Annotated in this window: 9 protein-coding genes and 2 pseudogenes; 3 read left to right on the plus strand and 8 right to left on the minus strand. The window is 65.9% G+C overall.

All coding sequences use genetic code 11. The features are described from left to right. Positions 1 to 189 precede the first annotated feature (189 nt). From dnaG to OMK73_RS21980, 4 genes are all read right to left on the minus strand, one after another. Positions 190 to 2,004 (minus strand): DNA primase, encoded by a 1,815-nt coding sequence (gene dnaG / locus OMK73_RS21965; protein WP_267603924.1) that lies wholly within the window; start codon positions 2,002 to 2,004, stop codon positions 190 to 192. A gap of 224 nt (positions 2,005 to 2,228) precedes the next feature. Next, positions 2,229 to 2,678, minus strand: coding sequence for a GatB/YqeY domain-containing protein (locus tag OMK73_RS21970; protein WP_267603925.1), 450 nt, complete (start codon positions 2,676 to 2,678; stop codon positions 2,229 to 2,231). 130 nt (positions 2,679 to 2,808) lie between these two features. Continuing rightward, positions 2,809 to 3,021 carry a 30S ribosomal protein S21 gene (rpsU, locus tag OMK73_RS21975; RefSeq protein WP_043348281.1) on the minus strand — a complete coding sequence of 71 codons (213 nt, stop codon included), beginning with the start codon at positions 3,019 to 3,021 and terminating at the stop codon, positions 2,809 to 2,811. Between the two features lie 110 nt (positions 3,022 to 3,131). Next, entirely contained in the window at positions 3,132 to 4,406 is a 1,275-nt protein-coding gene (locus tag OMK73_RS21980) for an NAD(P)/FAD-dependent oxidoreductase (protein WP_267606465.1), read from the minus strand. Positions 4,407 to 4,579: 173 nt separating this feature from the next. On the opposite strand from OMK73_RS21980, the gene tsaD reads away from it, so the two are divergent. Continuing rightward, positions 4,580 to 5,620: a tRNA (adenosine(37)-N6)-threonylcarbamoyltransferase complex transferase subunit TsaD gene (tsaD, locus tag OMK73_RS21985; protein WP_267606466.1), complete on the plus strand. Its 1,041-nt coding sequence runs from the start codon at positions 4,580 to 4,582 to the stop codon at positions 5,618 to 5,620. Between the two features lie 67 nt (positions 5,621 to 5,687). Here the strand turns inward: tsaD and folE2 are convergent. The 4 genes and pseudogenes from folE2 to OMK73_RS22005 form a co-directional block, all read right to left on the minus strand. After that, positions 5,688 to 6,490, minus strand: a pseudogene (folE2, locus tag OMK73_RS21990) (GTP cyclohydrolase FolE2). A 239-nt stretch (positions 6,491 to 6,729) separates the two neighbouring features. After that, on the minus strand, positions 6,730 to 8,640 hold the full coding sequence (gene dxs / locus OMK73_RS21995; RefSeq protein ID WP_267603926.1) for a 1-deoxy-D-xylulose-5-phosphate synthase: 1,911 nt from the start codon (positions 8,638 to 8,640) through the stop codon (positions 6,730 to 6,732). A gap of 59 nt (positions 8,641 to 8,699) precedes the next feature. Next, positions 8,700 to 9,619: pseudogene (locus tag OMK73_RS22000) on the minus strand (polyprenyl synthetase family protein). Beyond that, positions 9,616 to 9,906: an exodeoxyribonuclease VII small subunit gene (locus tag OMK73_RS22005; protein WP_267603927.1), complete on the minus strand. Its 291-nt coding sequence runs from the start codon at positions 9,904 to 9,906 to the stop codon at positions 9,616 to 9,618. The pseudogene OMK73_RS22000 and the gene OMK73_RS22005 overlap by 4 nt, the downstream one beginning before the upstream one ends. 358 nt (positions 9,907 to 10,264) lie before the next feature. Between OMK73_RS22005 and OMK73_RS22010 the strand changes: the two genes are divergently transcribed. Both OMK73_RS22010 and OMK73_RS22015 read left to right on the plus strand, forming a co-directional pair. After that, positions 10,265 to 11,368 carry an aromatic ring-hydroxylating oxygenase subunit alpha gene (locus OMK73_RS22010; RefSeq protein WP_267603928.1) on the plus strand — a complete coding sequence of 368 codons (1,104 nt, stop codon included), beginning with the start codon at positions 10,265 to 10,267 and terminating at the stop codon, positions 11,366 to 11,368. 249 nt (positions 11,369 to 11,617) lie between these two features. Then, the gene (locus OMK73_RS22015) at positions 11,618 to 12,538 is read left to right on the plus strand and encodes a DMT family transporter (protein WP_267603929.1); all 921 of its coding nucleotides are present in this window, start codon (positions 11,618 to 11,620) and stop codon (positions 12,536 to 12,538) included. The last annotated feature ends 84 nt before the right edge of the window (positions 12,539 to 12,622 follow it).

The following is a 12,622-nucleotide window of genomic DNA, read 5'->3' on the forward strand; positions in this document are numbered from 1 at the left end:
ACTTTCACCAGAAGGGAGAGAAAGATTTCGCTATCCAAACCGGCTATTGTAGCACTAGCAATTAGCCGGCTTCCCAACAGGTGAGGTTTTCACCTGAAAAATCAAGGCTTAAGCGTAGCCAGGCCGCGCCAAACCTTCACTTATTTGTCACCACCCACCTTGCCCGACCTACCGGACGGTCAACCCGCCTCAACCCAACTGCCGCCGCCGGTTGATCTCGCTGACCAGCCATCGCATGCGGCTCTTGCCAGCCTCATCCGCCGTGCCCATGATCACCGACTGCTGCAGCATGTCGAGCTCGCGGCGCAACGGCCCTGCCAGCAACTTGGCGATGGCGGTATCGAACTCCTGCTCCGCGGGTTCCTCATCGATCTCTTCGCGCAGTACCGCTGCGCGCACATTGGCGTAGACCTCGGCATACGGCGACTGCGCGAGATGCTCGCTAAAGGCGGCGAAGTTCACCTCGCCCTGCAACTCGTCGCACGCGGACACCAGGTGCGCCAGCACTTCGGCGTCGGCCTGCTCGTCTTCCAGCAGCAATGCCCGGCTGTCGGCGTCGAGCCGGCTCGAGAGCTGCGGGTAGCGCATCAGCAACTGCAGCACCCGCTGCTCCAGCCCGGTGGGGGCCTGGCGCTTGGTGCGCGGCCGCGGCTGGGCAAAGCGCCCGACCCGCGCCGGGTCGCTCGCCAGCCCGCAGACGGCTTCGATTTCGGCCGGCGTCGTGCCGGTGGCATCGGCCAGCTCGCGCACGATCTGCAGCCGCAGGCCGCCGCTGGGCATGGACTGCAGCAGTGGTTTGGCCTCGTACTGGGCGCGGGCGCGGCCTTCGGCCTGGCGCAGCTCCTGCCCCTCCGACACCACCTGCAGCAGGAAGCGCGACAGCGGCATGGCATCGCGCACCTGCGCGGCAAACGCGTCGGTGCCTTGCTCGCGCACATAGCTGTCCGGGTCGTGCTCGGCAGGCAGGAACAGGAAGCGGATGGTCTTGTTGTCCGCCACGTATGGCAGGCAGGCCTCCAGGGCCCGGCGCGCCGCGCGGCGGCCCGCGGCGTCTCCGTCGAACGAGAACACCACGGCGTCGGTCTGCCGCAACAGCTTTTGCACGTGCACCGCCGTGCAGGCCGTGCCGAGCGTGGCCACGGCGTTGGCAAAACCCAGCTGGGCCAGCGCAACGACATCCATATAGCCTTCGACCACCAAAACGTAGCCGGTTTCCCGGATCGCGTGGCGGGCCTCGAACAGGCCATACAGCTCTGTGCCCTTGCTGAACAGGGGCGTTTCCGGCGAATTCAGGTACTTGGGCTCGCCCTGCCCCATCACCCGCCCGCCAAAGCCGATCACCTGGCCCTTGGTGCTGCGGATGGGAAACATGATGCGGTCCCGGAAGCGGTCGTAGCGCCGCGGCTTGCCATCGGCGTCGCGCTTCTCGGCGCTTTCGATCATCAGGCCGGCCTCCACCAGCGGCCCGGCGATGGCGTCGTCGCGATAGCTGCCGAACACCGACTCCAGCCCCTGCCAGTCGTCGGGGGCATAGCCCAGGCCGAACTGCGCCGCGATCTCGCCGGTCAGGCCGCGGCCCTTGAGGTACTGGATCGCCTGGGGCGCGCTGCGCAGTTGCTTGCGGTAGAACTCGGTGGCGCGGGTCATCGCATCGGACAGCGCCAGCGAGCGCGCCTGCGCTTCGGCGCGCTGGGCCGGCGGCAGCCGGTCGCGCTCCTCGGGCACGGACAGGCCGACCGATTGCGCCAGCTCGCGCACCGCATCGGGGTAGGACTGCCCGGAATATTCCATCAGGAAGCCGATGGCCGAGCCATGCGCCGCGCAACCAAAGCAGTGATAGAACTGCTTGGTCGGCGAGACCGTGAATGACGGCGACTTCTCGTTGTGGAAGGGGCACAGCCCCATGAAGTTGGCGCCGCCCTTCTTCAACTGCACGTACTTGCCCACCACATCGACTATGTCGACACGGTTGAGCAGGTCCTGAATGAAGGATTGCGGAATCACCCGGCTTGTCGTCCTATGGCCGAGCTGCCCGTGGAACCGGGCAGCGGCGATATCTTGTTCATGAAGTGCGTGACCGGCACTGCGCTTTCCGGCCTCTTAACACTACATTGTAGTGCAGACGCAACGGATTGCAGCCAGCGCCGGCGAGAGGGGCCGGCAAAAAGCGCCTTAAATGACACTCGATCGTCCTCACTCGCCAGGCGCCAACTGGCGCCCCGGCCCGCTCAACGCCCCGTCAGCGCGGCCTTGACCAGGCCGGAGACGGCGGTCATGTCGGCACGGCCGGCCAGCTTGGCCTTGAGCACGGCCATGACCTTGCCCATGTCCTGCGGGCCGGCGGCGCCGGTTTCCGTGACCGCGGCCTGCACTTCGGCGGCAACTTCCGCATCCGACAGGGCTGCCGGCATGTAGACCTTGAGCACTTCGATTTCCGCGCTCTCCTTGTCCGCCAAGTCGGTGCGGCCGGCTTGCGTGAACTGGGAAATGGAATCCTTGCGCTGCTTGATCAGCTTTTCGATCACGGCCTGCACGGCGGTGTCGTCGAGTTCGATCCGCTCGTCCACTTCCCGTTGCTTGATGGCGGCCAGCAGCAGGCGGATGGTGCCAAGGCGCTCGGTCTCGCGGGCACGCATGGCGGCCTTCATGTCTTCGGTTACACGGGCTTTGAGGGACATCGCATTATTCCAGGAAAGTGTGGGCGGGACGGTGCCGGCCAGGCGCTGCGCCGGCCGTCGGACCGCCAATGCAAAAACCCGCCGGAGCCTTGCCCACAGCGGGTTTTGATGCGGAACGCGAAGAGTACGCTCAGTACATCTTCTTCGGCAGCATCAGACTGCGGATGCGCTTGTAGTGGCGCTTTTCGGCGGCGGCCTTCTTGCGCTTGCGCTCAGCCGTCGGCTTTTCGTAAAACTCGCGAGCCCGCAATTCAGTCAGCAAGCCGTTTTTCTCGATGGTGCGCTTGAAACGACGCATGGCAACTTCAAACGGCTCGTTTTCTTTAAGGTGGATCGTGGTCATTTTGCTGAAATAAGTAGCAGCTGTTAGCGGTTTTACGAAAGCTACAAGTGTAGCACAACCGCTGTCAAGCCCGTATGGCGGTTTTTTCGTCGCCGTGCCGCTTACGACGCTCAGGCCGTCCCCGCCACCATGGCCCTTACGTTCTCCGCCACGGCCTGGCCGGCGGCCACGCCGGATGCCCACGCCCACTGGAAGTTGTACCCGCCCAGCCAGCCGGTGACGTCGACCACCTCGCCGATGAAGTACAGGTTCGGCACGGTGCGCGCCATCATGGTGGCCGACGACAGCGCCCGCGTATCCACGCCGCCGAGCGTGACCTCGGCCTTGCGATAGCCCTCGGTGCCTGCCGGCACCAGTTGCCAGCTGTTGAGCGCGGCGCCGAGCCGGCGCAGTGCCTTGTCCGGCATGTCGTGCAACGGCTGGGCACCGTTGAGGCCCGCCGCCGCGCACCAGGCGTCCGCCAGGCGGGCCGGCAGGCGCTCGGCCAGCAGGTTGGCCAGGTGCTTGCGGCTGCCGCCCTTTTGCTCGAGCAGCCAGGCGCTGGCGTCATTGCCGTCGAACAGGTCGATGGTAATCGGCGTGCCGGGCCGCCAGAAGCTGGAGATCTGCAGCACGGCCGGGCCGGACAGGCCGCGATGGGTCCACAGCAAGTCCTCGCGGAAGGCGCCGGCCGTCTTGCCGTTGCCTGTCGCGATGTCGACCTCCATTGACACCCCGGCCAGCGGCACGAACGGCGCCCAGCCCTGCCCGTCGAAGGTCAGCGGCACCAGCGCCGGGCGTGTTTCGACCACGCTCAGCCCGAACTGGCGGGCAATGCGGTAGCCGATGTCGGTGGCGCCGATCTTGGGGATGGACAGGCCGCCGGTGGCCACCACCAGCGCGCCTGCGCGTACCGGCCCGCTGGCCGTCATCAGCAGGAAATCGTCGCCTTCGCGCCGGACCTCGTCCACGCCGCAGCCGGTGCGCCAGTGCACATTGCCCGTGCCGCATTCGGCACGCAGCATCTCGATCACCTGCTCGGCGCTGTCGTTGCAGAAGAGCTGCCCGCGGTGCTTCTCATGCCAGTCGATCTCATGCTTGCGCATCAGCGCGAGGAAATCCTGCGGCGTGTAGCGGGCGAGCGCGGAACGGCAGAAGTGCGGGTTAGCCGACAGGAAATTGGCCGGCCCCGCCTGCAGGTTGGTGAAATTGCAGCGCCCGCCACCGGAAATACGGATTTTCTCCGCCACCTTGGTGGCGTGGTCGATCAGCACCACGCTGGCACCGCCCTGCCCTGCCACGGCGGCGCACATCATGCCGGCGGCCCCGGCGCCAAGCACCGCCACATCGAAGCGCCCTGCGCGCGCGCCGGCCTGGCCGGTCTCTGCGGTCTGCTTGCTGCCCATGTCTGTCTTGCCCACTCAATGCCTGCTGAAGAAGCGGCGATTGTAGCGAAAAGCATGGCCAGCGCCGCTGTGCTACCCTGCTGGCCTCATGCCAGGCTGCCGGCCCGATGGTCCGCAGCCCGCACCAACCCCTTGATTTGCCGGCCTCGCTTGATGCCGGCCTTGCCTCTCCCATGCTTGTCCTCGGCATCGAATCCTCCTGCGACGAAACCGGCCTCGCGCTCTACGACACGCAAGCCGGCCTGCTCGCCCACGCCCTGCATTCGCAGATCGCCATGCACCGCGACTACGGCGGCGTAGTGCCTGAACTCGCCTCGCGCGACCATATCCGCCGCGTGCTGCCGCTGTTGCAGCAAGTGCTCGACGAAGCCGGGCGCACCCGCGCCGACATCGGCGCGATCGCCTTTACCCAAGGGCCCGGCCTGGCCGGCGCGTTGCTGGTGGGCGCATCGGTGGCCAATGCCCTGGGCTTCGCGCTCAATGTGCCGATGCTGGGCGTGCACCATCTCGAAGGCCACCTGCTGTCACCGCTGCTGGCGCCCAATCCACCGCCGTTCCCGTTCGTTGCCTTGCTGGTTTCCGGCGGCCACACGCAGTTGATGGAAGTGCGCGGCATCGGCGAGTACGCCTTGCTGGGCGAGACCCTGGACGACGCCGCCGGCGAAGCGTTCGACAAGACCGCCAAGCTGCTCGGCCTGAGCTACCCGGGCGGCCCCGAAGTCTCGCGGCTGGCCGAGTTCGGCGTGCCGGGCACGTACGCCCTGCCGCGTCCGATGCTGCATTCGGGCAACCTCGATTTCTCCTTCGCCGGCCTGAAAACCGCCGTGCTCACGCAAACCCGCAAGCTGGGCAATGTGTGCGAGCAGGACAGGGCCAACCTGGCGCGCTCCTTTGTCGATGCCATCGTCGACGTACTGGCCGCCAAGTCGATGGCCGCGCTCAAGCAGACCGGGCACCGGCGCCTGGTCGTCGCCGGCGGCGTGGGTGCCAACCGGCAGTTGCGCGAGCGGCTGGACCAGCTTGGCGCGCAGAAGAAGATCGCGGTCTATTACCCGGACCTGGCTTTCTGCACGGATAACGGCGCCATGATTGCCTTCGCCGGCGCAATGCGGCTGCAAGCCGCGCCGGAACTGGCCAAGCGCGACTACGGTTACGGCGTGACGCCGCGCTGGGAGCTGTCGGATATCCGGCTGCCGGAGCGCCCCCACGCCTGAAGCCAACGTTTCGATGCCCAGTAAAAAAGCCACCTCGCGGTGGCTTTTTTGACAGGGCCCGGCGGGCTTACTGCGCGCGCTTGTCGCGCTCGATCACGGCATAGGCGCTGTGATTGTGGATGGACTCAAAGTTCTCGGCCTCCAGCACATAGGCCACGATGCGATCGTCCGCATTCAGGCGCATGGCGATATCGCGCACCAGGTCCTCGACGAACTTGGGGTTCTCGTAAGCGCGCTCGGTGACGAACTTCTCGTCCGGGCGCTTGAGCAGGCCCCACAGCTCGCACGAGGCTTCTTCCTCGGCCATGCGCACCAGCGCCTCGACCGGCAGGTCGCCCGCCAGCTCCACGTTCATGGTGATGTGCGAGCGCTGGTTGTGCGCGCCGTACTGCGAGATCTTCTTCGAGCACGGGCACAGGCTGGTGACCGGCACCAGGGCTTTCAGGAAGACCTTGGTGGCGCCGTCGCGCACTTCGCCGATCAACGTGACCTCATAGTCCATCAACGATTGCACGCCCGATACCGGCGCGGTCTTGTTGATGAAATACGGGAAAGTCACCTCGATGCGGCCAGCCTCGGCTTCCAGCTTGACCAGCATCTTGTCGAGGAGAGAGCGGAAGGTCGCCAACTCCAGCGGCTCGCCCTCTTCTTCCAGCAAGGCGACGAAACGCGACATGTGCGTGCCTTTCTGGTCGGCAGGCAGGTGCACGTCGAGATTGAAGGTGCCAACGGTGGCCAGCACGCCGGCCGGCGTCTTCAGCGACAGGGGTAACGCACGCCCTTCACGCCAACCCGCTGGATGGGGATCTGGCGGGTATCGAGGCTCGACTGCACGTCGGGCATCACAAAGGCGGGATTGATGTCATTCATACCGGTTAGGTTTCCTCTACGGTCGCGGCATTTTTCGCAGTCAACCTTGCCGCGCAACGAGTGTGAAACCGCGGGGATGGCAAAGCCGATGCCTTCCCGCAGCTGCGAACACAGAACCTGGGATTCTAAGGGAAATTGCCTTTGGCTGCCCACGAGCGGGGCGATACCCGTACGCGGAGCACGGATTGCCAGGCATCAGGAAAACCGGCGCGCCCGCAAGCCGCGGGCGCGCCGCTGGCTCAGGCCACGCGAGTGGCGACGGCCGGCTTTGCCAGGTTGAAGCGCTCGCGCACCGAGTGCTCGATGCCTTTGGCGTCCAGCCCGCATTGCGACAACAGGAAGGCCGGGTCGCCATGATCGACAAAGCGGTCGGGCAGGCCAAGCTGCAGCACCGGCACGGCGATGCCGGCGGCGGCCAGCGCTTCGAGCACCGCGCTGCCAGCGCCACCCATCACGCAGCCTTCTTCGACGGTGACGAGGTAGTCATGCTCGCTCGCCAGCTTCTTCACCAGCGCTTCGTCCAGCGGCTTGACAAAGCGCATGTTGGCCACCGAGGCGTCGAGCGCCTCGGCCGCGCCCAGCGCCGGATGCAGCATCGAGCCGAACGCCAGGAAGGCCACGCGCTGGCCGGCACGAGCGCCGCCCGTGCGGCGCATCTCGCCCTTGCCCACCGGCAGCGCCGTGAGCGCGGCCTCGGTCGCCACGCCGGTGCCGGCACCGCGCGGGTAACGCACGGCGGTCGGGCAATCCTGCTGGAACGCAGTGGTCAGCAGCTGGCGGCATTCGTTCTCGTCGGCCGGCGTCATCACCATCATGTTGGGGATGCAGCGCAGGAAGGCGATGTCGTAGGCGCCCGCATGGGTGGCACCGTCGGCGCCGACCAGGCCGGCGCGGTCGAGTGCGAACACCACCGGCAGGTTCTGCAGCGCCACGTCGTGGATCAGCTGGTCATAGCCGCGCTGCAGGAACGTGGAGTAGATCGCCAGCACGGGCTTGAGGCCTTCACAGGCCAGCCCGCCCGCGAACGTCACGGCATGCTGCTCCGCGATGCCCACGTCGTAGTAGCGGTTGGGGAAGCGCTTCTCGAACTCGACCATGCCGGAGCCTTCGCGCATGGCCGGCGTCACCGCCACCAGCTTGGGCTCGGCGGCGGCCATGTCGCACAGCCATTCGCCGAACACCTGCGTGTAGGTCTTGCGGGCCGGTTTGGTCGACGGCCGAATGCCTTCGGCCGGGTTGAACTTGCCGGGGCCGTGGTACAGGATCGGGTCGGCCTCGGCCAGCTTGTAGCCCTGGCCCTTCTTGGTGACCACGTGCAGGAACTGCGGGCCGCCGCCCTCGAGGGCGCGCTGGCGGATGTTCTGCAGCGTCGGCACCAGCGATTCGAGATCGTGGCCGTCGATCGGGCCGATGTAGTTGAAACCGAATTCCTCGAACAGCGTCGCCGGCACCATCATGCCCTTGGCATGCTCCTCGAAGCGCTTGGCGAACTCGAGCACCGGCGGGGCCACCGACAGCACGCGCTCGATCCCCTTCTTGGTGGCCGCGTAGAACTTGCCGCTCATCAGCCGCGCGAGGTGGCTGTTGAGCGCGCCCACCGGGGGCGAGATCGACATGTCGTTGTCGTTGAGCACCACCAGCAGCGGCAGGTCCTTGTAGACGCCGGCGTTGTTCATGGCCTCGAAGGCCATGCCGGCGGTCATCGCGCCGTCGCCGATCACGGCAATGGAAACGCGCTTCTCGCCCAGGGTGCGGGCGCCCAGCGCCATGCCCAGCGCAGCCGAGATGGAGGTGGAGGAATGCGCGGTGCCGAAGGTGTCGTATTCGCTTTCCGAGCGGCGCGGGAAACCCGAGATGCCGCCCCACTGGCGCAGTGTATGCATGCGGTCGCGGCGCCCGGTCAGGATCTTGTGCGGATAGCTTTGGTGCCCCACGTCCCAGACGACCCGGTCGTCCGGCGTATCGAACACATAGTGCAGGGCGATGGTCAGCTCGACCGTGCCAAGGTTGGACGACAGGTGGCCGCCGGTTTGCGACACCGATTCGAGCACGTAGGCGCGGAGTTCGTCGGCCAGCGTCTTGAGCTGGCGGCGGTCCAGCCTGCGAAGGGCTGCGGGGTCGTCAATAGTTTTGAGCAGTGCGTAGGTCATGATGTCCGTTCGGCGGCCGGATTCTTGTGCCCGGTTGTCAGTGTTTCCTGCTTGTCCATTCAATTCGAGCGCAGCACGATGAGATCGGCCAGTTCGCCCAGGCGTCGGGCGCGCGCGCCGAACACCGCCAACGCTTCGTGCGCCGTGGCCCGAAGCTGCTGCGCCAGCTGGCGTGCAGGCTCGAGCCCCATCAGCGACACGTAGGTCGGCTTGTCGTTTGCCGCATCCTTGCCGGCGGTCTTGCCGAGCGTGGCGGTATCTGCGGTCACGTCGAGGATATCGTCCACCACCTGGAACGCCAGGCCCACGGCAGCGGCGTAACGGTCGAGCGCGGCCAGGCCGGCCTCGTCCACCGTACCGCAGTAGGCGCCCATGCGTACGCTGGCACGCAGCAATGCGCCGGTCTTCATGCGGTGCATGCCTTCCAGTTCTTCCAGCGACATGGCCAGGCCGACATGCTGCAGGTCAATCGCCTGCCCGCCCGCCATGCCTACCGAGCCAGAGGCCCGGGCCAGTTCCGCTACCAGGCGCATGCGCGCGGCGGCGTCGAGCGAGGCCAGCGAGGCCGATTCGGCCAGCACCACGAAGGCCTGGGTCTGCAGCGCGTCGCCCACCAGCAGCGCCGTCGCTTCATCATAAGCCTTGTGCACGGTGGGACGGCCACGACGCAAATCGTCATCGTCCATGCAAGGCATATCGTCGTGGACCAGCGAGTAAGCGTGGATCATCTCCACCGCGCTGGCCGCCGCGTCGCAAGCCTCGGGGCCGCGCCCGCCACTTCACCGGCCGCATGCACCAGCAAGGGGCGAACCCGCTTGCCACCGCCGAGCACAGCATACCGCATGGCTTCGTGCAGCGTGCACGGCACTGTTTCCACCGCCGGCAGCCCGGCGTCGAGCGCGGCCTCGGTCCTGGCGCCCGTGGCGCGCATCCAGGCGGCGAAATCGCCGGCTTCAATGGCTTGATGCGATTCGCTCATTCCAGGTCTCCAGCGTCGGCAGACATGGGCTTGAGCACATCGCCATCCAGTACTTTAACCTGTTGTTCCACGCGTTCGAGCATCTGCTGGCAGTACCTGACCAGTTCAGCCCCGCGCTTGTACGCGGCCAAAGAATCTTCCAGCGGCAAGGCGCCGCCCTCCATGCTGGCTACCAGCGCCTCCAGTTCGGCCATGGCGGCCTCGTAGGAGGCGGGCGGCGTGGAGGCGGACCGCTGGTCGGTCGCGGCCGGATCGGTCTGGGCCGGGGAGCTCGTAGTCTTTGGCATTGCGGACATTGAATCTGGGGAAGGTGGGATTTTACGCCAAAGCGGGGCGTTGACCGCATCCATGCAATCAGGGGGCATGGACAGCGTTGCCGGAAAGTGACTTGTGCGCTCGGGTCGTCTTTCCGAATGCGCCCTGAACGACACCTAAATGACGACCCGGGTCGACTTTTTCGCTAAAAAGGCTAAATAATCAGTCCCTTAACTTTTTCGCTCGGGTACAATCCGCGGTTCGTCAGCGCGATCTCCATCCATCGGTCCGGAAGCGGGCCAGGGCGCGGCTGACTGTCTTTCCCATATCGATTTCTTTTTCGATGGTTGGGTTGTTCACTGCTTTCGCCTGTCATAGGGAGTGGGGATAATGTCCAATCTCAGCACCGCGCTGAAACTGGTGCCGGCTGATACGCAGTTGCCCGTAAACGTCTACATCGACGAGGCACTGCATCAACAAGAACTGGAACTGCTGTTCAAGAAGGGCCCGGGCTATGTCGGCCACGAGCTGATGATCCCCGAAACGGGCGATTATCACACGCTGGCTGCCGAGGACGAGGGCCGCATCCTGGTACGGAATGCCGACGGGATCGAGCTCATGTCCAATGTCTGCCGCCACCGGCAGGCCATCATGCTCAATGGCCGCGGCAATGCGAAAAACATTGTCTGCCCCTTGCACCGCTGGACCTACGACCTGAAGGGCGAACTGCTCGGCGCACCGCATTTCGCCGAGCGTCCGTGCGTCCACCTGAACCGCTCGCCGTTGCAGAACTGGAACGGCCTGCTGTTCGAGGGACAGCGCGACGTGCGCGCCGACCTGGCACGCCTGGGCGTGGCCGAAGACCTGAACTTCGAAGGCTACCTGCTCGACCACGTCGAGATCCACGAGTGCAACTACAACTGGAAGACCTTTATCGAGGTCTATCTGGAGGACTACCACGTCGTGCCGTTCCACCCGGGCCTCGGGAGCTTTGTCTCCTGCGATGACCTGAGCTGGGAGTTCGGCGACTGGCACAGCGTCCAGACTGTCGGGTTGCACGCGGGCCTGAAGCGCCCGGGCAGCCCCACGTACCAGAAGTGGCATGAGGCCGTGCTGCGCTTCAACAACGGCGTTCTGCCCAAGTATGGCGCGATCTGGCTCACCTACTACCCCAACATCATGGTGGAGTGGTATCCGAACGTGCTCGTGGTCTCCACCCTGCACCCGCTCGGGCCGAACAAGACGCGCAACGTCGTGGAGTTCTACTACCCCGAGGAAATCGCGCTGTTCGAGCGCGAGTTCGTCGAGGCCGAGCGCGCCGCCTACATGGAAACCTGCGTCGAGGACGACGAGATCGCCGAGCGCATGGACGCCGGGCGCCGGGCGCTGGGAAAACGCGGCGTCAGCGAGACCGGCCCGTACCAGTCGCCCATGGAAGACGGTATGCAGCACTTTCATGAATGGTATCGCCGCGCCATGTCCTTCACGGACTGACCCGCCAGCCAAGGCCCAGCGGCCCGCGGCAGCGACACCGCAGTGACGACGCAAGCAAAACGGACCGCCCAGGCGGTCCGTTTTGCCTTTGGTGCAGTGCACACTCGCTGCTACAATCGCCGCTTCCGGTGTGCGCCCGGCGCCTCGCCGCCTGTCGTGCCGGCCATCCGCCTCATGCGGAGCCTTTCGCGATCCAGCTCCCCGCCAGGAGCCGGCTCGCGCGCTGCCCATTCTTCCTTTCGCCTCACCATGCAATCGCTCTGGATGCTGTTCGCCGCCTTCGCCTTCTCGTTAATGGGGGTGGGCGTCAAGCTGGCATCCGAGATCTATGCCACGGGCGAGATCGTTTTCTACCGCAGCCTGATCGGCGTGATCATCATGTGGACAGTGCTGGCTTCGTCAGGCACCTCGGTGCGTACGCCGCACATGGCCATGCATATCAAGCGCAGCCTGTTCGGCGTGACCGCCCTGCTGCTGTGGTTCACCTCGATCACCATGCTGCCGCTGGCCACGGCAATGACCCTGAACTACATGTCGCCGGTCTGGATCGCGCTGATCCTGGGCGCCGGCGCGGCCTTGACCGGCACCGGCGGCGCCGACCGCAAGCTGATCGGCGCCATCCTGATGTCGTTCGGCGGCGTGATCTGCCTGTTGCAGCCGTCTGTCGGCCATAACCAGCTCACCGGCGGCCTGATCGGCCTGATCTCCGGCATGTTCACTGCGCTGGCCTACGTCGAGGTACGCCAGCTCGGCCAGCTGGGCGAGCCCGAAGGCCGCATCGTGTTCTATTTCTCGGCAGTCGGGATGGTGGTGGGCCTGGCCTGGATGCTGTTCACCGGCCCAAGCGCCCACACCTGGCGTGGCGCGGGCCTGCTGCTGGCCATCGGCATCCTGGCCACCCTCGGCCAGACCGCGATGACGCGCGCCTACAAGCGCGGCAACACACTGCTCACCGCTAACCTGCAGTACGCCGGCATCGTGTTCTCCAGCCTGTGGGGCATGATTGTCTGGCGCGACCAGCTCAACTGGCTGTCCTGGGTCGGCATGGCGCTGATCATCGCCAGCGGTATCGCCACCACGCTCACCCGGGCGCGCGAAGGCTCCAACCGGCAGCCGACCGCCGATACCCCGGTCAAGTCGGCCGAGGCGGAAGTGCACCCCGAGGTGTAGCATCGGGGGTGGCCAACGGTGCTCACCCCGCCGCCCCCGCCTGCCCGTGCCGTTGCAGCGCGACTATCCCAACCCAAGGTTATG

The organism is Cupriavidus sp. D39 (assembly GCF_026627925.1).
Classification (GTDB): Bacteria; Pseudomonadota; Gammaproteobacteria; order Burkholderiales; family Burkholderiaceae; genus Cupriavidus; species Cupriavidus ulmosensis.